A 21,618-nucleotide genomic window follows, 5' to 3' on the forward strand; every position below is an offset into this window, starting at 1 on the left:
ATTGTAGCGCATGACATAAGGCATGGACTTAAAGCCAATCAGCAAATCAGGGCAGACGGCCTTCGGCGGAGGGATACGCATAACATGGTAGCGACGACTGACTTTGTCGGCACACGCGTCTTTTCAAACCTGAATTCCAACCTTGCTAAGATCGATACGCGTGACAGCACGATCGCGGCGATGGTTATGCCGGCGCCGCTGGCCGACAATACAGCCTTCCCGATGGACGAGCCGGTTTCGCTCTCGCTCGACAACAGTGAGCAGCTGGCGAAGCTCGGCGCGGGCATGGCGCGGGACGCCTGCGATCAGCTGCTGCAAGAGGGCATCGTGACCGACGTTGCTTTTGTGCGGGTGCAGCACTCGACTTCGACCGACGCAAACACGAAGCTGGAAGCGGAGATCAATGCGATCGCGGGGTCCGCCGGCTCCAAGACGGGCATGTACGCGCTCCTGAATGCCAAGAGCCATATCAAGCTTGAGCCGGGATCGATCATGTCGCCCGGCTATATGGCAGCTCGGCCCGGCGACGCCCGAAACGCGGCCGCCAACGCGGCCAGCATTGTCGCCGATCGTATCATCGACTGCCTCGTTGTTGCGGACACGCCGTCCAACTCGATCGAAGCTGCGATCGAATGGGCCGGGGATTTCAAGGCCGCATTGAACGTGATCGCGCTCTATCCTGCTGGCGTCTATAACTTCGGCGCTGGCAACGTCACCCGGCCACTTTCCCCGTCCTTCGTTGGCCGCATGATCCGTCGCGACAAGGAGACGGGCGGCCCGTATAAGGCGTTCTGGAACCGGCCTCTGCAGGGCGTGCTTGGCCCCTCCGTGCCGGTCGAATACACCAACGGCGACATCTCGTCGGACGCCAACCGGCTTGCGCAGGCCGGCGTCGGCACCATCATCGAAGGCAACCTGCTGTGGGCGCCGTTCACCACCGCCACGGACCCGACGACGGTCGGTTGGCGCTCGATCAAGCGCATTCGCACCCGCAAGGCAGTGGATAAGGCGCTCCTCGCGCCGTTCCGAAAATATCTGTCGGACGATGTCAGCCCCGCGACCGTGTCGCTCATCTACCGCAGCGCCGACCAGCACTTCATGGACTTGGTCACCATGGGCGCGCTGATCGACTACGAGCTGATCTGGTCGAAGAGCATGAACCCGGCAACACTGCTTGAAGCCGGAGCGCTGCGGGCGAAGATGACGTTTGCCGAAACGCCCGACTTGGTCGACCTGCAAATCTACACCGAACCGCAGCCCGAAGCTTACACCTTGCTCGGCGAAAACATCGCCTCTGCGCTCGGCCAGCTCGGCAGCGCCAACATCACCGTAACCGCCTGAGGATCCATAAATGAGCAAACGGCAGCTTTTCGGCGGCAATTGGTACTGCGACAACACCAATACCTGGCAGTATATCGACGAAACCACGCTTCCGACACTGGAGCGAGACATGGTTCCGCTCGTCATGGGCGGCGCGTTCTTCGAGCTGGAGACGCCGGCCGGCATCAAGGCGCTGACCTGCGAACAAGGCGTCAATGGCGAGCCCGAGGAGCTGCGCGTCCATTTCGGCCGCGACCCCGGCGATTGGACCACGCTGCGCCACTACCAGCGACTGATCGATATTTTCCCTGCCGACGCCAACCCGGCTGGCCAGCCCACGACGCCGACGCCGGCGAAGTCGATCGGCCGCATCGTATTCCTCAAGGGGTTGCTGACATCGTATCAGCCCTCGGCGGTCAAGGGGCTTAAGGCGACTGGCACCACACGTCTGCGCTGGCAGTCGATCGTGCTCTATCACGACATCGTCGACGGCCGGACGGTTCACAAGTTCGATGCGCAGAACAACACATTGATCATTAACGGCGTGAACTACACCGCCGAACACAACCGTCTGCTCGCCATTAACGGCTGATCGGCCGCTAAGTCGTGAAACCCTAAGGCCGGCCGTCTGAGCCGGCCTCTCGCAGTTCAAGAGGAGAGACCTGTGGCAACCGCCTTCATCGAAACCCCGAATTCTTCGTCCGACCCGTCTGACATGGTCACCGAGGAAATCTTCGTGCCAGACATCTTGCCCCCCAGCGAAACCTCGGATGCAGCGCCGGCGTCCACCTCTGCGCCGTCCCCAAAGCTGAATTCGCAAGAACCCGCGCCGATCGCAGAGCTGGACTTCCTGTCAAACGAGCACCGCAAGGTTATCCCTCTTCGGTATCCTTTTCGGTACCAAGGCGCAGAGGTCCGTGAGATCGCGGTGCGCCGCCTACGCATAGGTGATGTCGATCGGTTCATTCAACGCGCTCGCCAAGGCGGTTTCTCGACCTTCGATGTCTATGCGGAGATGGCAGGGTATCCTGCTGCCGTTCTCAGGGGGTTGGTCGACGAGGACGGCGATGCGATCGTTGATGCGTGCTTCGATTTTTTGCCCCAAGCACTGCGGCCGGCGCCCGCGCCTCCGGCGAGCTGAAACATTGGCGCAGCTACGCCGCTCGCGTAGCTGCTTATCTTCATACGCCAATCCCAGCCGTCATGGAGATGTGGTGGGACGAACTCATGCTCTGGTACGAGGAGGCTCGTGCCGTTCATCTCGAAACCTTTGGTGTGCTGCTCGGCATGAGAGGAAGCGGTCATGACTAATATGGATGTCTCGCTTCGTCTGCGGTTGGAAAACCATCTTTCCCGCGAGGCAAAAGTTGCTGAACGCGATCTGAAGGAACTAGGCGACGCCGCGCGCAAGCTTGGCACGGGGCGCTCTAACCAGCTCGGCCGCGACATTGCCCAGATCAGAACCGAAGCGAACAGGAGCGAAAGCGCTCTTTCCAAGCTCGACAAGAGTGCGCGCCAACTCAATTCCATCAACACCAATGCAGCTGAGCGGGAAATCAACAGCCTGGGAACGGCGGCTGTCCAAGCGCGAGAGAAAATCCACAGCGTCGGGACCAGGCTGAGAAACATCGCCAGGGAAGACGGCGGCAAGCTTGATCAGTTGGGCGGCCGATTTGATAGGCTCGACAAGCCGGCGTCGTCTCTGAACTCGACAATGGGATTGCTCGCCGCCTCTGCTCATGGGGCCTTCGCAGGGCTGATGGCCTTTGCGTCGGTCGACAATGTCATTCGCGGCCTTGAACAGATGAGCGACAAATTTCGTGAACTGAACCGCGACGTTATGGACGTGGCGATTACTTTGGAAATGGCGACGCCCGAAGCGGTAGCCAAGATTACAAGCTCCAACGAACGCCTTGGTATTCGCTATGGTCGCAATCTGAGCGAAGTGAACGAAACCCGTAAACAATACGCGGCTTCGGGCATTGGCCTCGACAGCCAAGAGGCAATTCTCGATCCCACACTGAAGGCGGCAATGACCTATAAGACGCCCGGCGAAACGATCGCCTCGGCGCTTATTGCTGCGAAGCAGAACCTGAAGGTCAAGGACAGCGAAGTGCCAATGGCCATCGATATGATGGCAAAAGGTGCCAAGCTCGGGAATTTCGAAGTCGGTGCGATGGCCAAGAACTTTCCGGCCCTCGGTGCCTACATGGCCGGCACCGGGCGAACGGGCTTGGACGGTTGGGCGGAACTGATTGCAATGAGCCAGATTGCCCGAACGACATCGGGAAGCGAGGATGAGGCTGCCAACAATCTACGTAATTGGCTCTCGAAATTGTCTGCCCGCGAAACGACCGACAATTTCAAAAAGAAGGGCGTCAACCTCGAAAAGTTGAAAGCAAAGGCGCAAAAGGACGGAAAGTCTTATCCGCTCGCCGTCATGGACGAGGTGATGCGTGTAACTGGTGGTAATGAGTTCCGCATCAATGAACTCTTTGCCGACCAGCAGGCTTATCAAGCGCTGAAACCGCTTCTCGACAATCGCGCCAAGTTCGACGAATTCCTCAACGATATTTTGAACAACAGCAAAGGTGGGCTTGACGCAGACGCCAAAGCCGCTGCGAAGACACCGTACGAAAAGGCCGCTCGAAGGTCCGCCGCTGTCGAAGCCACCGGCGCCAAGGTGGGCGAAGCCTACGACCGGGCCGTTTCACCGTGGTACGACCGCATCGTGCGCATGATCAATCCTGAGTACGACCGCCAGCGCACAATCGAAGACGAACCGGAGTTGCTGAAACAATCGTCGGGTGAACGCCTTCGCGTCGAAAACGAAATTCTGCGCCTGCAGGGGCAACAGCGCGAAATGGGCGACGGCGGCCAAGCCCTCGGGCCGCAGATCAACCGTCTCAAAGCCCAGCTGCAGACGCTTGTCGAGGAAGAGGCCGCCATCGTCGAAAACGCCAGGAAGGCGGCCGAGGCCGACCAGCCTGTCAGCTCGGGCAACGACGGCGACTTGGGAAAAACCACCGGCGAAATACCTCTGCCCGGCGCACGCCCTGGTCCGGTCCCGATTGGGCGGCCGATCGAGCAGAAGTTGGGGAGCGACATGTCCGGGTCCGCCGAAAAGGCAATGCAGGGCTACAACGAGCGCCTGGCGATCGAGGGCGATCGCGCCGTCTCGATCGCGGCCGAAAAAGCCGCCGCAATGCAGAAGCTTCTCAACTTCACAGCCCAGCCGACAATCGCGCCGACCTTTCTCCCGCCCAGCGGACCGCCGGCGGGCGTGGCTCCTCCGACAGGCACGCCCGGCAAGCAATCGTCGCTGCAGAACAATACCGGTGTGAAGCTCACCCAGAACATCAGCTCGCCGAACAGCCGCGTTGCCGCCCTCCGCGCCCAGCGGGAAGCAAACCGCAGCGTCCGCATGGCGCAGGCCCGCGCGCTCGGCGATCTTGGCCCGAGGACAGCATGAGCGTTTTCGATCCCGTTGGCCCACTCGTCTCGATCGGCGGCGCCGTCCTCTACACGATCGGCGGCCTTAATCCGCAACGCATCTCGCATGCGTCCGAGGCCCGATTTCCAGCGCATGCGATCCCCAGCGGATTGAGCTATCAGAAGACTGGCCTTGGCGAGCGTTCGAAGACGATCGAGGCCCAGACCATGCCGCATGTCATGGGCGGAATGGACGCATTCGCGATGCTGCAGCTTCACCATGTTCAGCAGAACACCGTCCCCTTCATCCGCATGTCGAAAAACTTCCTCGCCCTGGCGGACGGGTACTGCGTTATCCAGACGCTCGAATACGACGAGGACAAGCTCCATCCTTATGACGGCGTCGGCCGCATCGTCGACGTCACGGTCGGTCTCATCATGTTGCCCGCAACCTCCGTGCTGTCGAGCGCCGGAATATTCAGAGGCTCCCGATGAAGGCGCTCGTAAAATACGGCGGAGAGCGGATAGATCGCATCGCCCGCGCGCTGCTCGGCACAGAGCAAGACGGCGCCGTGACGGCTGTTCTCAAGGCCAACCCTGGACTTGCTGCCAAGATGGTCAACGGCGTGGTGCCTGAGGGAACCGAGGTCGAGGCTCCGGCGGATTTCTCGCCACCGGCGTCGGCTGACATCCTGCTGGCGTGGGAGTGATCATGCGCCAGCCAATCGTTCAGGTTTTCGGCCAGAGTGGCGCTGACCTCGTCCCGGGTTGGGGCGAAGCGCTGATCAGCGTGCGTTATACCGACGTCGACGGCGGCGACAGTGACGAACTCGAAATCACCTATGCCGTCAGCCCGCCATTCCAGGATAGCCCGGCCGAAGGGACGCAATACCGATTGATCTATGGCTGGGATAAATCGGCCCTCCGCGATGCCGGCCTCTTCACCTATCAGTCCGACACTCTCGGCGGCGATCCCGAGAGCGGCTACACGCTGACGATCACAGCGCGGGCCAGCGATTTCGTCGATGCCGACAAGACGGTCGATAGCGAGCATTTCGACCAGATGACCGTGGGCGCCATCATCCGCAAGGTCGCGAAAGACGCCGGCCGCGAAGCGATCGTTGACCCGTCGATCGCCAACATCAAGGTCGATTATCGTCTGCGCCACCAGCAATCCTCGCTCGGCTTCGCAAAGGAACTGGCAGAGGAATTCGGCGGCACGCTGAAGCCGGCCAACGGCAAATGGCTGGTACCCAAGCGCAACGCGGGCACCACGGCCGGCGGCAAGACCATGCCGACGATTGTGATCCCATTCCGCGAGAACCAATCCTTTTCGATCACCAGCGAAGCCAAGGGCAAATACAAGGGCATCGGCGCCGGCTTTTTCGATCCTTTGAAGGGCGTTCAAGACCTCTTCGAGGGCACCTCGATCGGCAGCGCCGCACGGTATTTCAATCTACATCCGGCGCGGACGAAGGACGAGGCTGAATATGCCGGCAAAGCCCAGGGTGCGGAACAGGCGCGCGCCAGCGTGACAGGCTCTTTCGAGGCGGACGGCGATATCACCGCCATGGCGGGCGCGCCGGTGAAGCTATCAGGGTTCGGAGCGAGCCGCGATGCCGCCGACCTGGTCGCCGCGTCAATCCAGCACACCATCACGTTCGAGGATGACGGCGGCTGGACAATGAGCGTCGAGGTAGAAAACCGCAAGACAGGCTGAGCCCGATCTGCTTGGGTGGCGGTCACGGATGTTTAACTATGGTACGGTTAGGAATATTCTCCCGAAAGAGAGGTGATTTGCGATGGCCGAACTGACCAAGATCGAATGGACGGATCGTACGTTCAACCCTTGGACGGGATGCACAAAGATCAGCCCCGGCTGTGACAATTGCTATGCTGAGGGGTGGTCCAAGCGATCCGGCCACGTAAAATGGGGAAACAATCCGCGAAAGCGGACAACGGACGCCTATTGGAAAGCACCGCTGACATGGCAGTCGCAGGCCTCAGCGTTCTTTAATGAAAATGGTCGGCGCCAGCGTGTGTTCTGTGCTTCGCTTGCAGATGTCTTCGACAATCAGGTTGATCCCCAATGGCGTCGGGACCTCTTTCATCTCATCCGCGAAACCCCGGACCTCGATTGGCAATTGCTGACAAAGCGACCGCAGCAAATCCGAAAAATGCTGCCTGACGATTGGGGCGCTGACGGCTATACTAACGTATGGCTAGGCTTTACGGCTGAGGACCAACTGCGATTTGATCAGCGAAAGTCCTTCATGCATTCTATTCCAGCCAGGGTTTGGTTCGTAAGCTATGAGCCCGCAATCGGTCCACTTCGCATTGCCGCAGATGACCCCAAACCAAACTGGTTGATCATTGGCGGAGAAAGCGGCGGTGGCGCAAGGCCGATGGACGCTCGTTGGGTCGACGACGCATTGGAGGATTGCGAGACGTACAAAATCGCGGCCTTCTTTAAGCAATGGGGCAACTACGCCAACAACCCGTTAACTGGAAGCCCTTCCATGAGCCGGCTTGAGCAAAAGCAGGCTGATCCCTTTGGAAAGGGTGGCGGTTTGGTAGCTGGATCACTCGTGAGGGACTTCCCCTTGGGATTGCGCCGGTCCGGTTGACAACTACAAGCATTGGGAGTGGCATATGCCATGACCAGTGATTCTCTATTTCATGATCTGCCAGAACAAATGGCGCCTGTATCCATCATGCAGGCAGGCGTTGATCCGGTGTGGACAGAGCACAAAGCGAAGCTCATTGCCCGCTATCTTCGTTACTTCGTCTTCATCACCAAACACGGCTGTTATGTTGATGGGTTCGCCGGCCCGAAGAACCGAATGTTACCCGATAGCTGGGCGGCCGAACTGGTCCTCAATTCGGAGCCACGGTTTCTCAAACAGTTTTTTCTGTGTGATGCGAACGCTGAACAGGTTCAGGCACTTCAATCGCTGGTGTCCAGCCAACCGTCTGCGCCCAAACGTCACTTTGACGTCCTACTAGGCGACTTTAATGCTAGCGTGGATAGGATCTTGGCCAGCGGCGTTATCGGTGAAAAGACCGCCACCTTCTGTTTACTTGATCAGTTCAGTTGCGAGTGTCATTGGGACACTGTGAGGAAGCTCGCCCTACACAAGGGAGAAGGTGCGAATAAGATCGAACAGTTCTACTTCCTCGCCACAGGATGGCTCGGACGATCACTGTCAGGCTTTAAGGTAGGAAACCCGATCCCTGACAGATGGTGGGGAAATAATGGTTGGTCGCAGCTTAGAGGACTAAGCGGTGATTTAATTGCCGTCCGAATGGCTGAGCGTTTCAGGGATGAACTCGGCTACCGGTACGTCCGTCCGTGGCCAATCTACCAGCGGGAAAAAGGGAAAGGCCGCGTCATGTTTCATATGATCCATGCGAGTGACCATCCAGAGGCCCACAAGCTCATGAAACGAGCCTATAAGCATGTGCTTGACGTTCCCGAGAGTGAAGATCAGCTAGACCTCGAACTCAGCGAACGCAGCACCTAAGATTTACTCGATGGCGTTCTGAACGAATTAGCACTGTTTGACACCCGCTTTGATTCGCCTTCGAAGGGGCTTTGACAGCATTGCTGGAATTTCGAGAATTCCGAATTGCGGTGTCAAAATTCCGAAAATTCGCGTCACGCTACATCCCGATTTTATACCGAAATGGCGGAGAGGAAGGGAGTCCCCGCCAAGTTGGCCGTAACCCATTGATTCACGAGACGCCAAAAGGTCGGTTTGGTACATTCGTGGGTACGCCGTGAAACTAAGGGCCCGCCTTCCCTCCGTCAACGAAATTTGTTTAGGTGCGACACGGGTGACGCGCAGCCTGAATTGACCCTGGCTGCCCGGCATTTTCACTTATGTTCGAACGCAGATTGTTTTGGAGGCATACTTTGTCCGCGCGTGCCCATAGCATCGACATCATTCCCGATATTCACGCTGATATGGAACGCCTCACCCGAACACTTGTCCATCTGGGGTATCGGAAAACAGAACAAGCCTGGGCTCATCCCGAAGGACGTATTGCTGCTTTCCTCGGCGACTTCATCGACATGGGAACACAGAACGCTGCGGTCATTTCCTTGGTCCGTGCGATGCAACAACGTGGTCACGCCGTGGCGATCTTGGGCAATCACGAACTGAATGCCTTACTCTACCATGAGCCCGGCGTAAACTCCGATGGGACGAATGACGGGTACATGCGGGCGCATAATGCCAAGAATACACGCCAACACCAAACGTTCCTGCGGGAATTTCCACTTGATCATCCACGGACACGAGATGTTCTCGACTGGTTTCTGACTCTTCCTGTGTTTCTGGATTTGCCCGGCTTGCGACTTATCCATGCCTGTTGGGATAGCATGCACATCGAGACAATTCGGGAAAGAAGTAAGGACGGGCGATTGCAACGGGTCGATCTTCAGGAACTGGCATTCGAAGATGGCACCACATCGTTTGCGAAGGCCGTATTGACGGTTTTGAAGGGGCCAGAAGCAGAACTTCCTTCGCCACACCACTTCCTTGATATTAAGGGGCATGAGCGAAGCGCCGTGCGCTTGAATTGGTGGCAACCAGGTGCGCGTACTTGGCGCACAGCGGCGCTTTCGGTGCCAGACCCTAGTGGCTTACCAGATACGCCCGTGGCCGACGTCGTGAGGTTGAACTTCTATGGAGCTGACCAGAAGCCAGTGTTTTTCGGGCACTACAAGCGTTGTGGCCAGCCCATGCTCGATGCTCCAAATGCGCTATGCCTCGACTACCCCCTTCAGCCTTGCGCTTATCGTTGGGATGGCGAGCGCGAACTGAGGAGCGAAGGGCTGGTCTCAATTCCTAGCAAACACACTCAGGGCGACGGCCAACACTCCATCCGGCCGGAGATGGTCGAATGAGATCAAACGGATTTGGTAGATGGGAACAAAGAATAATCGTTCATGTCAGCAAGGAACATTCGGAACAGGTTGCGGCGATCCTCGGCGTCGCGCCCTTTAAGGAAAGCGGAAGTCCCGTTCGGGCATACTTCGAGTGGAGCAGGTTGACGACAAGCCCGGGAGACGATGGAGACATCATATGCGACCTGTCTGCGCTCCTCGGTATGGATGACCCATTGAGCTGGAAGGTAGATTGGAAAGAATCCGAGTATTGACTTCGGTCGGAACGAGACGCGAAATCCCCACGAACGATATCGTCGAGGAGAAAAAAGTAGGATGGCACAAGGAAAGATAATAAGTGTTTCCCCGTACGGCCCCGAAGTGCCACGCCCTGATGAAAAGGTAGTACCTGCGGCTTCTCCGCCGAAGCCATCGAAAGTAAAGAATACAAGCCTTGGGGCTTTCAAGCGCTGGGACGAAAAACGAACACAAAAAGCCGAAGCCAAAGCAGCCAAGTACGCAAACAAGATTGCTGAAGGCAAAAAGCCAAAAGGGTGGAAGGATTCGCTTCAGGCTGAGCGTTGGCGAAATGCACTGAATTTCGACTTGGGCGACGATGGACCGAAAGACCAAAGTTAACTGCATGAGGTGCGCGCTGCTGCCGTACACCGCGTCGGTACAGCCCGCCTAGTCCACACTCATGTACCCGTGCCCGGAATAGTTCGTCCCGAAGCGCAGTTGGAACTTGCCGCATTTTGGGCATTTGTAGTGTCCTGGCAAGTCTAGGTGGTCATCGTTACAAGGCCCCAATATGGGCAAAATGTGTTCTGCCCGTTCGCCAACATCCGGATCATCGTCACCTAACCAGTTCGCGGGGTCGCGCATAGGTGACACGCTCGACGATTTGCAGACCGCGCACGTCAGCGGCAGGGCTTTGTAGTTTGCCGTCGTTACGGCTTGGCAGCCGTCGCCTCTGATCGGCCCAGACGAATACACTTGATGATTCGACATCAGGCCACCAATCATCAACAACGTATCGTAGCCGCATGAAAAGCAATGTACGTCCACTGAGTTCATGACGCCGACCCTTTCACCACGACTCCGTTTCGATTTGAACTCACTTACCCAACTGCCTTCAACTGCGCCTCGGCCGGATTGTACTCATACCCCGTAATCGATCCATCCTTGACCCTCTCGACCACCTCGTCGATGACGTGCAGCGGCACCAGATACCATTCCTCCGGTTTAACCGGGTTGCCGAAACGGTCCTTGACTGTAAGGTCCAGCCTGGCGGGAGACAGGGCGCGGTGTAGCACGTGTTCCAGCTTGGTCCGGTTGATGTTGAACAGCTTGTAGGTGGCGACGATTTCTACATCGGCCAACAGATAAGTCGATTGAAGCCGAGCGCCCGCAATCCGCTGCTCGACGGACATGTTGGTAACACCGATCTTGTGGACCAGGTCCCGGTTCGCGGCAACGACCGGATGGTCGGATTTGCTCCGGAGCACATAGACGGTGCCGCTCTCCAAATCCCCATCGGTCTTCTCACCGGAGAAAAGCGGTCCTGCAATGGGGTCTGTGATTCTGCGGCCGGCTTCGTCCTTGTTCAGCGAACGCTGAAGAGAGCGCATGAGCATGTTGCTCTCGGTTCCGTTGTCGAAAATGACGCGCAACCGGGCGTCTGTTCGCCCATGCTCGGTTGTAAACTGCTCTCCCATTTCCGCGACATATGCCTTCTGTCCGCCGACGATGAACCAGGCACCGGGGCGAATTTCAGCTTTCAGCTCGAATGGACGTGTCTGGCGATTTCCGGATTCAATCTCCCTTTGCACCTGGGCGAACAGCGGCTTGAACCTGTCGAAGTCATCGCAAGGCGTCCGGTTGGCGACTTCCTCGGCAGCGCGGACTTCGGCGCGAGGCTTCACGTGAGTGAGTTCGGTAAGATCGACGTCGCCGATCGGCTCGACCCCGAGTTCGGCAAGCAGGGCGTCGTCATCGAGGTCTTCGATTTGATCCTTAGGTGTGGCGGATTCGGCCATCAGTCCGTACCGGTCGAACGACCGAAGCAGTGATCGGCAATCCTCCTGTTCGCGCAGCCGATCGAGCCGAACGGCATAGAGGCGTTCGAATATGTCGCGCGATTCTCCGTGCTGGGGCACACGGCCATGCTCCTCGCGGAACCGGACAATGTCTTCAAATCCGGCGATGATCCGTTCTTCGCGTGGCGTCCGCGCGCTTTGCTTCTTGGCTTCCGGTGCCGCCCCGAGTTCGGCAAGGAGGTCGTCGTCGGAGATATCAACCATTCTTCTGCTGCTCTACATGTCGCTTCAGGGCGACAACTCCTTCCGCCATGCGCTTTTCCCAAGCGTCGGCTGATGTGATATCGGGAGCGCGACCGCGCTCCTGCATGAACTTCCTGGCACGCAATGCTAGGTCGCGAGCTTCCTCATAGGGAATGCTGATCTTCTTGCTGGCGATCACCGCAGCAACCTGTTTCAGGGTCTGCTCGCTCATCGACTTCGCCAGGATCGAATAGGCAGCCTCGAATGGATTGATCCGATCGATCATGTCGATATCGAGATTGCGGACGTCCATGGCGAATTTTCGAACGCCGTCGATGAGCGCAGAACCGCCCGTCAACTGCCCAGCGTCTTCCAATTCTGCGGCGACGGCTTTGGCCTTCTGCGTCAGATTCAGGGCGGCGATGGCATGCTGCCGGATGGCTTCCTGATCAACGTCACTGAGTTCCGGATAGCGATCCTTGACGATCTTTCCCATGCGGACCTGGGTCAGTTCCTCCGGCACAGTCTCATCGTCAAACAATCCCTTCTCCAGGGAGGGCTTGTCCTGAACGAACGCTGTGATGACCTCGTTAAGGTCTTCCTGGCAGATGCGCTTGGCTTCGTTGCTCTGTGGTGTCACGAGGCCACCGATTTCGAAATGGAATTGGCCGGTGGCCTCGTTGAAGCCGACATTGGTGCCCTTGGGATCATAACCCTTTTCACCATAGTCGAAGTCAGGCAGCGGCCCGCTTTCGGCGTTCTTCGGCGTGAAGTTGAAGCGCGGCGCGAGCACCTGCTCCATCAGGAGGCTTGCCGCAATGGCCTTGAGAGTATCGTTGACGGCGTCGACGACGGCCTCTTCACTCGCGTCCGGCTCGGCAATCAGGTTGGTGAAGCGCGCCGACGCCTTCCCCGGAGCGTCGCGGGTGGCGCGACCAATGATCTGGATGATCTCGGTGAGACTGGCGCGGTAGCCGACAGTCAACGCATGCTCGCACCAAATCCAGTCAAAGCCCTCTTTGGCCATACCGAGCGCGATGATGATGTCTACGTGATCGCGATCGTTCTTGTGTTTCGGGTCTTTCAATGCGGAAACGACTTTGTCCCGTCGTGCCGGATCGTCATCGACGAGATCGGCGACCTTGACGAGACGTCCGCCGGGCAGGCGAACAAGGTGGAACCCGGTCTTGGGGTCTTCGCCTTCCCAGGTGCCGAGCGCATCCATGATCTCGTTGACCTCTTTCACCTTGTCCTTCGTGCTCTCGCGGGAGTTGACGTTGGGGATGTGCACGATGGTCTTGAGGGCGGCGTCGAGAACTTTGGTAATAGCATCGAGATAGCGGCCGGAATAGAAGAAGTAGCCGATATCCAAAGACTTCAGATGGTCGTAACCATTCAGCTGTTCGTAGTACGTGTACGTCACGGTCACGAACTTGGACTCGTCCTGGGGCGCTAGTACGGCCTCGGCATCGCCACGAAAGTAACTCCCCGTCATGGCAACCAGATGCACCCTGTCACGAGACAGGAACTGGCCGAGCTGCGCGCCGAGCTTATTGTCCGGGTTGGAGCTGACATGATGGAACTCGTCAACCGCGATCAGGCAGTCATCAAATGCTTCGATCCCGAGCTCCTCGACGGCAAATCGGAATGTGGCGTGGGTACATACCAGAACCCGATCCTCACTTTCGAGGAACTGGCCGACAGCCTTGACCTTCGACTTGGCGACGGACGTGTTTTCGATGCCCGCGACATTGCATAGGTTCCACTGCGGCTTCACCGTCCAGTCGGCCCAAAACCCGTAATTCGACAATGGCTCGTCGGCAAAACTGCCGCCGATCGACCTTTCCGGCACCACGATGATTGCCTTTCGAACACCTTGATTATGGAGCTTGTCGAGCGCGATGAACATCAGCGCGCGTGATTTGCCAGATGCCGGCGGCGACTTGATCAGTAGGTACTGTTCACCACGGTGCTCATATGCGCGCTCCTGCATCGTCCTCATGCCGAGCTCGTTGGCCTTTGTAGACGCGCCTGTTCCGGCCGTGCGCATGGAAACGGAGGGGACTGTCTTCGTCGTGGTCATGGATCAGGCCGCGCCTTTCCTAGTCGATTTCTTCGGTGCCTTGTTGGCGGTCATCTTCGTATAGAGTTCGAACAGCTTCTCCAGCCGCTCCGTGTCGTTGCGGAAGCGTCGTCCGATATAGATGCGCTCTAGGACTTCGTCGTTACGCTCATGGGCGGCGCGCAGATCGGCCGGCATGGCGTCGGGATCGTAAAGATCGGCGACAGTGGCCGGGAAGTGTGCCTCGCGCGCTAGCAAGATGTCCTCTGCGCAACGTGTCAGGTCAGATTTGTTTTTCTCCGTAAGATTAGGCAGTGGAAATGTGTTGTAACAAAGAGCCGAAGAATAACGGAGACGCATTTCCAGTCTTCCGGCCACTGCACGTACCCAGGACATGTGCAGGAGACTAAGTAAGACGGAGAGGTGCCAAAGCTCGGCATCGTAGATAGCCTGCGCGGAATCGCTAATAATACATTCGCTAGAAAGGAGACCAGAAGGGATGTACGTTCTTCGCTCGGATGAAACGCGTGGAACGATAATCGAGTTGACCTTGGCCCCATGAGTGTAACGAAACTGGTGAGGTCGTGACACTAGGCCGCTAGCCACTTGCCCGCCACTTAACCGAAATTGAAGGGTCTTTTCGATCCTTCCCTGAACAGCGGGAATACTTTTCGATAACGACAGGTTCTCGTCGTCAATCCACAGGCAATAACGCTGATCACCGCTTAAATATTCATTCGAGCCATAGAGCGGTCTAATTATCGATCCCGCATGTGGGTGTTCGTTAAGCACCCCGCTCTTTTCTACGGGAGAAAGAATTAGATTACCACCATCGTACGGACTGTTCCCTGTGATCATCGGCATCAGGTGCGATATCGGAGATAGGGACTGCAGAATGACAGTCTCGTTACCTGGCACCAGATATGGCCCAATACACGGTACATCCCTCGCGAGTCCGTTTTCAAAGAGCGTTTTTGGCTTTCGGCCTCGTTTCCTTAGACCGACAATTGAACAAACAACTGCTGCGTTGTTCGTCGCGTTGTTCGACCATTTGATGTCCTTGTGCGCAAAGGATATCTCGACCCCAACTCCGAATATTCGCGGCCACAGTTGATGAACCTGCGCCCCTTGGTTTATCGAGTTTGTGGCGACAAATGCCACCTCGGCTTGCTCGCGCGCAGCGTACTCCGCTCCTTTCAAAATCCAACCCGACACGTAGTCAAGTTCGCCTACCTTATCTCGCGTTCCAAACGTGCTGGCCAGCTCTGCCTTTTGCTCGACTGATTGCCCCTTTCCTCCCAGATAGGGCGGATTTCCACAAATATAGGTCTCCCCACCTTCGTTTTCGAATTCGATTTGAGCCTGATCCAGTGCTGAATTGAACAGATCATCAGCATGAAGTTTCACGCTCGTTCCTGTCGGCGGGCAGATGTTAAACCAATCGAGCCGCAGTGCGTTGCCGGAAACGATCCAATTTTCGGCGTCCAATGGCAGGAATTCGGCAAGCGCCTCCTTCTGGCCGCGGTAAAGGACGTCACACTGGTACTCGGCGATGATAAGCGCGAGGCGAGCGATCTCAGCCGGGAAGTCGCGGAGTTCGATCCCTCGGAAATTCGTGAGCGGGATATCAGTCCGCCTGTCGGGTTCGCCGCGGCGCTTGTTGATCTCAGCCTCGATTTCCCGCATCTGCTTGTAAGCGATGACCAGGAAATTGCCCGAACCGCAGGCGGGATCGAAGACTCTGATCCTCGACATGCGTCTCCGCAGGTTCAGGAGCAAGCGCGGATTTGTGCCGGCCTCCTCCAGGCGCGCCCGAAGGTCATCGAGGAAGAGCGGATTCAGCACCTTGAGGATATTTGGCACGCTGGTATAGTGCATGCCGAGTGCGCCACGCTCCTCGTCGTCGGCGACAGCCTGGATCATCGATCCGAAGATATCCGGGTTGATCTTCCTCCAGTTCAGGCCGCCGATATGGAGAAGGTAGGACCGCGCAATCTTGCTGAAGCGCGGCACCTCGGTGCTGCCTGAAAAGAGGCCACCGTTCACATACGGGAATCCATTTGCCCACCGGGGAAGATTGGCGCGACCCTCGATCTTCGTGTTCATTGCCCGGAAGAGGGTCTCGATTACTTCATGTGTATTCGACGAATCGCGCCCGCTCATCTGGTCGACGGTGGCAGTAAACAGGCCTTCGCCATGGAAGATGTCGGTATCTTCGGCAAAAAAGCAGAAGATCAGCCGGGCCATGAAATGGTTCATGTCGGCTCGGCGCTCGGCCTTCGCCCAGTCGGAGTTGTTCTCATCCCTCAGGAGTTCGACATACAGCTTGTTCAACCGACCCGTGGCGCGGATGTCGAACGAACTCTCGCGGATTTGCCTGACGGTCGTGATTCCCGCCAGCGGCAGGAAGAAACCGAAATGATCGGCGAATTCCGAATAGGCGCAGGCAACCGTCTCCCCGCTGGTGAGGTCTTCGGCTTCGAAGGTGATCCCGTCCGTCGCCAGGACGAACCGGGCCTTGTTGGACGTCGTCTTCGGGCTGTACCGTAGCGCCACCAACGTCTCGCCGACCATACCATTGGCGCAGGTCGCGATATGGATGTTGCTTTTTTGGAGGACCCCGCCCGCGATGTCCGATGCATTCGCCGACGGCGTCCGGAGCCGCTTGATCGTCGTTTCCTTGTTGCCGAAGGCAGTCAGAAAGGCGAACGGAAATTCGGCGCGATCGAACGGATGGCCCGCAAGTTTGGAAACTTCTTCTTCGATCTCGACGGCATTCATGCGACGTCTTCCCCATGCCCGTGTTCTTTTCCCGGTCCTCAAGGTCCAAGGATCGGAGATTGTTAGGGCAATCAATAGCGGACGGAGGTTGAGTCGTCATGTGCGAACAATGACGCAGAGAAATTTAGGGCTTCGATGCGATCTTTCGAAGATGATCCTGCGCAGCAGCAACCGCCTTTCGGGCCTGATGAAGCTCGGCAAGGGCGTCATGTAGATTCTGAAATGCCATGTTGCCGGATGGCCCAAGTCCCTCTTCCGCGGCCTTACATTCGAAATCCCACGCCCGATCTCCGATGCGGTCGGCATCGGAGATCGCGGAGTCGAGATCGTGCACAGCCTTTATAAAGGGCTCGATCAGTTTCCAGTTTGGCTTATTCACTCGTCGATCTCCTGGTATTGATTTCGTGGATGTGGCGGCGGCCTCACGGCCGGCGACCCTTCGACCCGCCCTCATCGTTCGTGGTGTCGGAGTCCTTGCTGGTGGGGCTAGGAGCAAGGCCGCTGCCGATGCCTGTTCCGGTTTCCGCCGGCCCGGCAATGTCTGCGCGGGGGGAAAGCGTGTCGAGCCAGGCGATCGTTGACTGCAAAAGCTTGATATCAGTGTCCTCGTCGTACTCGCTCCGGACGAAGCACAACAGAAGATCGGACCAGCGGCCTGTGACTTCCACATGGTCGAGCCAGTCGATCGATGCCTCCGGTGCACGGGTGCGCAAGACCCGCATAGCATCGCGACGCAAAACACCGCCGTCCCGGATGTGGTGGAAAAGCACGGAATACGGAACTTCACCGCGTGCCATAGTGATCTCGACGTAGCGAACAGGCACTCCAAGGCGTTGCGCCAATTGCTTCCGCTCCGCCCACGCCGGAGAGACAGAAGGGGCGGCATATCTGAATGGTGCGGGAGTGAGTGGCATCTGTCCCACCATGGCGGTAAAGATCGCCAGCAACTGCGCGGCTGCCGACGCCGCGGGATCGACCCGACGCGCACGGCGGGCGGCAATCATCCGGGCGCGCAGCCGATCGTAACAGGTACGACGTTTCTTCCTGCTCGGCATGTTCAGATTCATGGTGTCACCCTCCGCCGATAATCATAACTCGGCGTGGTAGGCTGCGGGGCCTTCGCCGGTGGAAATGATTTCCGCTTTCGCTTCGCCTCGGCGATCTGCCGCGCAAGGCGAACCCGCTCGGGTTCGAACATCGAGCGGATCGACTCCGCGAATTCCCGCGCACGCCGAAGAAGATCATCGAGGTCCAGCCTGGTCAGGCGGTGCAGAAACAACGCCTCTCGGCTTTGTCGCCCTATCGCCGCGGCAGCCGGTCGATCCTTGTGACGAGGTCTTTCAATGCGCTTGTCTGCCGGTGCTGGGCGTCGAGGATCAGGCCGAGCAATTCCAGCAATTGGCCGATCCGGTCGGGTTGTTCCGGCGTCTCCAGTAGCGAGAGGAGCGGCAAGAGGCGCGCTGTGTTGCTTTCCACCGTCGCGAGGGTGGTAAGGTAACCGGGTCTGGCTTCCGATAAGTCGTTCATTCTCGATTCCTCCCTGTAGAAAATTCTGGAATTCGCCGCGCTTCATGCCGGCGGCGCGATTGGCCGCTGCCACGAATGCACCGGCCGACGTGACAAGGATCGGCCCCTTGTCGCCGTCCGATATCTGAAGACCCTGGCGATCGATTTCCTGGACGAACGCCGCGTAACCCCGCGTAGCAGCCTGGCGAAGTCTTGTACGGTCGAACTTCGGCACGGCTCGCTCGGCGCGTTTCCGTGACACATCGGAAAACCCTTCCGTGCGACTGGCACGGCGCTCGGCGCGGGACGGCTGCTCGGTCTCGCCATGGGCTTGTTCGTAGCGGCGGGCGAGGTCTTCGAGACGCCGAAAGTCGTTCTTGCAATCCAACACCCGCAGCGTCACGGGGTCCACTTCAGCAACGGCGAGGTGAAAGTGGGATCGGCCTTTCTTGATGTGGCGAACCACAAGGCGCGGTCGATCCGGGCCGATGCGGAACTCGGCATCGATCGCCCGGATGAACTCCGACAATTCTACGGGCGTCATCTCGCGTTGGGGCGAAATCGATAAATGACGGACACTGAACTTGCATTGCTTGACCTTGGCGAGCACTTGGGCGTCGTGAAGTGCCGCGCGATCACCGGCGAGAATCTCGATGCGGCCGTTCTCGTCGAACTTGTCGAGCAAATGCCGGGCGAGGTATTGAACACCGCCCTTCCGACCGATGCGGGTGCTCTGGACAATCATCGGACGATCTCGCGGATTCGGTCGCGGAGCCCGTCAACGCCGGCAAGCGTCTGGGCGAGTTCGACGTCGTGTCCTGCAAGCTTGCCAGCATTCGCCCGTCGGGCAATCTGGTTCAAGTTGCCACCGATCCGGCCAAGCTCGCCGAGCGTCTGGGTGAGCAACACTATGTTGGTCTGATCGAGTCCTCGGGCCGGCATGCGGACGCCAAGGCCTGCGCGACGGAGCATTTCGGAAATCGACAGACCGCGCGATCGCGCCAGGTCCTGAATTCGAGCCAGTTCCTCCGTCGTCGCTCGAATGCGAATGATCCTGTCGCGCATCGCCGCCCAATTCCCTTAATCCGGCCATGGCCGGGAGGGGGTTCACGGGGGAGGTTTCCCCCCCTGACCAGTCGCCTTGTGTGGACACAAGGCATTGCTGGCTTCCCTCTCTGACTTCCTGAATTTTGGGCTCGGGATTCCACCGGCGCAAACGGCGGCAGGTTTTAGACGGCGGGCGCGTCGATCAGGCAGGCGACATCGATCCTGCCAAGGCGGGCGTCGCGTTCCAGGTCTGCGGCGGAACCAGGAACGCGGGAACGGCGAACGAGATGCAGCCGCGACGATCCGCGGACTTGCAGATACACAGACGCCACATACAGAAGCACGCTTCCGGCGCGATCGGTTTCGTTAACCTCTTCGACGATGAGGCGGAACGCCGGTCCTTCGATGATTGTCGACTTCGACCTCATTTCCGCGCGCCTTTCTCCTGCCGCATCAACGACATGAGGCTATCGCAAAGCTGGAATCGAGCCCAGGAACGGCCGGATTTACCCCGGATCGGTCCCTAACGTGACATCTCGAATTTTAACGATCGGGAGGGATGCCGTGAAAACATCGATCGTTCGGATTTCGAACCGTCCGGAGACGTCTCGACTTTCGAAGTCTTCAATTGGAGGTTCGCAAGAATGCCACCGGCGTCGTCTTCGATAACGACGCCTCTATGATGAGCGTATCGGAGAAGTCAGTATCGCGCCGCCGATCAGGCGGGACTTCGGGAATTCGCGCGTGACGAAATCGGGAACAGGCTGCCGCAGGAGGTCGCGTTCGTCGCGATCCGGGATCGACCGCCGCCGATTTCGAACTCCGTACGTCCGATGCTTCGAAACTCGAAACGACCCGTTCGAAGGTCGAAGGGTCGAATAATTCGGAAGTCGAAGTAAACGCCTCGAATTTAGAACTGTTGGGCGCAGGGCTCAAGATCGCCGACGCGGTCCCCGTCGTCATGAACAAATCCGTGATGCCGCGGCGTTCAAGATGCCGATGGTTCGAACCCCGAACGATCGGCCTTTCGAGTTTCGACGCGTTCACTTCGACTTTCGAACCATCCTCTTCCGGCGTGGAGAGCCGTCCGGTTCCGGCGAGCGGCTGGCGCGGGCACAGGCATAGCCGAGCCTCGGGCCACGAGGGCGGGACTGGACGGATCGGAGCGCCCCCGACCCTTCCGCCCCCCCGGACATGAAGTTCATGGCCGGGACTAGGCCAGCGCCAATGAGCGTTCTCAATCTGGCGGGGACGACACCTATGTGTCCAACATGTCCCAGTCGTCGCCCATGACCCATCGTAGGGCGCTCAACTTGCCATTGATCATCCCCCACTCGAAATCGTCCCACGGTCCGAGGTTATCGACTCCGATCTCCTCTTCAGTCCGTCGGGCGGCATCGAGGGCTCCCTGCCATATGCTGTCGATAATCAGCGTCGTATTCCGCTCTCGTGGAGCTGCGGCCTCCCACTCCTCTTTCGTGACGAGCTTGGTATCGCCTTGCTCAATGCGCGCCCGTCGATTCCAGTGGCGATTATACCAAACCTGGCGCTCCAGCAGGTGGGCAGCCTCTAGTATCTCAGAAAAACGCCGCGGCTCATCCAGCCAAGTCAGTTCCGCGACAAGTTCGTCGAGGTCTCCCGCGAACTCCGCCTTCAGCAGGTCCACGAGCGACGTCCAGTAGGTTGAGCGTGTGCCGTCGAACAAAGCAAGGAGGTCAGGATGCGGAGTGCGTTGATCGCCCGAAGGATGGCTGAAGTCGCGTGTGTTGTGGGTCACAAAGGCGAAACGATCCCGCTTCGTTTTTGCGCCCACGATCTCGGCATAGGTCTCGATCAAGATCGCATCGCCAGCGCTGTTCTTCGAACGGTGGTAGGGTGCTTTCCCGGCCAAGGCACGCTCGGTAACCCTCTGCTTGATCGCCTTGGTGGTCGACTTTTTCGTTCCTGTAGCCAGCAACTCCTCAATCCATTCGATGGAGTCGCTGACTGCCTCGCCCTTCATTGCGATCCGCTGGTCGACTTCGTTGAGCGACTTCAGCGTCTGCCTCTTGTAGTCGTCTTCGGCGAAGCGGTCGACAGCCTCGCGGACCAGTTTGAAGTGTGCCTGCAGGCTGCGCTGTGCGTCCTCGGCAACTCGCGCCTTGTTCCGTGCGAACTCGTCCTTGATGAGGTCGGGCACGATGAAGGCAATCTGGCGACCCTTTGCTAGCTCCAACGCGGCTTGGATAAGCGTCTGCTGTCTATAGTCTTTGGCGAGGTCTAGCCAGACGCAAGTATCGACGAGGATGCGGAGCATG

General features: G+C 58.2%; 19 protein-coding genes. 11 read left to right on the forward strand and 8 right to left on the reverse strand.

The window, feature by feature from the left end; translation table 11 throughout:
* Positions 1-84 precede the first annotated feature (84 nt).
* The 11 genes from P7F60_RS00005 to P7F60_RS00055 all read left to right on the forward strand — a co-directional run bounded on the left by P7F60_RS00005 (position 85) and on the right by P7F60_RS00055 (position 10,282).
* Positions 85-1,341, forward strand: coding sequence for a phage tail sheath family protein (locus tag P7F60_RS00005; RefSeq protein ID WP_277915663.1), 1,257 nt, complete (start codon positions 85-87; stop codon positions 1,339-1,341).
* Between the two features lie 10 nt (positions 1,342-1,351).
* Entirely contained in the window at positions 1,352-1,912 is a 561-nt protein-coding gene (locus P7F60_RS00010; RefSeq protein ID WP_277915664.1) for a phage major tail tube protein, read from the forward strand.
* Between the two features lie 72 nt (positions 1,913-1,984).
* Positions 1,985-2,461 carry a hypothetical protein gene (locus P7F60_RS00015; protein ID WP_277915665.1) on the forward strand — a complete coding sequence of 159 codons (477 nt, stop codon included), beginning with the start codon at positions 1,985-1,987 and terminating at the stop codon, positions 2,459-2,461.
* A gap of 162 nt (positions 2,462-2,623) precedes the next feature.
* A complete protein-coding gene (locus P7F60_RS00020) occupies positions 2,624-4,792 on the forward strand; it encodes a phage tail tape measure protein (RefSeq protein ID WP_166096743.1) in 2,169 nt (722 codons plus the stop codon).
* A complete protein-coding gene (locus P7F60_RS00025) occupies positions 4,789-5,247 on the forward strand; it encodes a hypothetical protein (protein WP_166096744.1) in 459 nt (152 codons plus the stop codon). Before P7F60_RS00020 ends, P7F60_RS00025 begins: the two co-directional genes overlap by 4 nt.
* Entirely contained in the window at positions 5,244-5,462 is a 219-nt protein-coding gene (locus P7F60_RS00030; protein WP_166096745.1) for a tail protein X, read from the forward strand. Before P7F60_RS00025 ends, P7F60_RS00030 begins: the two co-directional genes overlap by 4 nt.
* Before the next feature lie 2 nt (positions 5,463-5,464).
* Positions 5,465-6,472, forward strand: coding sequence for a contractile injection system protein, VgrG/Pvc8 family (locus tag P7F60_RS00035; protein WP_277915666.1), 1,008 nt, complete (start codon positions 5,465-5,467; stop codon positions 6,470-6,472).
* 82 nt (positions 6,473-6,554) lie between these two features.
* Positions 6,555-7,379 (forward strand): DUF5131 family protein, encoded by an 825-nt coding sequence (locus P7F60_RS00040; RefSeq protein WP_166096747.1) that lies wholly within the window; start codon positions 6,555-6,557, stop codon positions 7,377-7,379.
* Between the two features lie 30 nt (positions 7,380-7,409).
* Positions 7,410-8,276, forward strand: coding sequence for a three-Cys-motif partner protein TcmP (tcmP, locus tag P7F60_RS00045; protein WP_166096748.1), 867 nt, complete (start codon positions 7,410-7,412; stop codon positions 8,274-8,276).
* A gap of 392 nt (positions 8,277-8,668) precedes the next feature.
* On the forward strand, positions 8,669-9,664 hold the full coding sequence (locus P7F60_RS00050) for a metallophosphoesterase (protein ID WP_277915667.1): 996 nt from the start codon (positions 8,669-8,671) through the stop codon (positions 9,662-9,664).
* A 315-nt stretch (positions 9,665-9,979) separates the two neighbouring features.
* Positions 9,980-10,282, forward strand: coding sequence for a hypothetical protein (locus P7F60_RS00055; RefSeq protein WP_156436751.1), 303 nt, complete (start codon positions 9,980-9,982; stop codon positions 10,280-10,282).
* Between the two features lie 482 nt (positions 10,283-10,764).
* Here the strand turns inward: P7F60_RS00055 and P7F60_RS00060 are convergent, their stop codons facing one another.
* From P7F60_RS00060 to P7F60_RS00095, 8 genes are all read right to left on the reverse strand, one after another.
* Positions 10,765-11,946 (reverse strand): GIY-YIG nuclease family protein, encoded by a 1,182-nt coding sequence (locus P7F60_RS00060; protein ID WP_277915668.1) that lies wholly within the window; start codon positions 11,944-11,946, stop codon positions 10,765-10,767.
* A complete protein-coding gene (locus P7F60_RS00065) occupies positions 11,939-14,008 on the reverse strand; it encodes a DEAD/DEAH box helicase (RefSeq protein ID WP_277915669.1) in 2,070 nt (689 codons plus the stop codon). Before P7F60_RS00065 ends, P7F60_RS00060 begins: the two co-directional genes overlap by 8 nt.
* 3 nt (positions 14,009-14,011) lie before the next feature.
* Positions 14,012-16,768, reverse strand: a complete 2,757-nt coding sequence (locus P7F60_RS00070) for a DNA methyltransferase (RefSeq protein ID WP_277915670.1) — start codon at positions 16,766-16,768, stop codon at positions 14,012-14,014.
* Positions 16,769-16,892: 124 nt separating this feature from the next.
* The gene (locus P7F60_RS00075; RefSeq protein ID WP_277915671.1) at positions 16,893-17,147 is read right to left on the reverse strand and encodes a hypothetical protein; all 255 of its coding nucleotides are present in this window, start codon (positions 17,145-17,147) and stop codon (positions 16,893-16,895) included.
* Between the two features lie 43 nt (positions 17,148-17,190).
* Complete coding sequence (locus P7F60_RS00080; RefSeq protein WP_277915672.1) at positions 17,191-17,835, reverse strand: hypothetical protein; 645 nt, start codon at positions 17,833-17,835, stop codon at positions 17,191-17,193.
* Positions 17,832-19,019, reverse strand: coding sequence for a relaxase/mobilization nuclease domain-containing protein (locus P7F60_RS00085; RefSeq protein WP_277915673.1), 1,188 nt, complete (start codon positions 19,017-19,019; stop codon positions 17,832-17,834). Before P7F60_RS00085 ends, P7F60_RS00080 begins: the two co-directional genes overlap by 4 nt.
* A complete protein-coding gene (gene mobC / locus P7F60_RS00090; RefSeq protein WP_277915674.1) occupies positions 19,016-19,339 on the reverse strand; it encodes a plasmid mobilization relaxosome protein MobC in 324 nt (107 codons plus the stop codon). Before mobC ends, P7F60_RS00085 begins: the two co-directional genes overlap by 4 nt.
* Positions 19,340-20,579: 1,240 nt before the next feature.
* On the reverse strand, positions 20,580-21,617 hold the full coding sequence (locus P7F60_RS00095) for a PIN domain-containing protein (RefSeq protein ID WP_058325590.1): 1,038 nt from the start codon (positions 21,615-21,617) through the stop codon (positions 20,580-20,582).
* Position 21,618 lies beyond the last annotated feature (1 nt).

This window comes from Rhizobium sp. YJ-22 (genome assembly GCF_029601685.1).
Taxonomy (GTDB): Bacteria; Pseudomonadota; Alphaproteobacteria; order Rhizobiales; family Rhizobiaceae; genus Metarhizobium.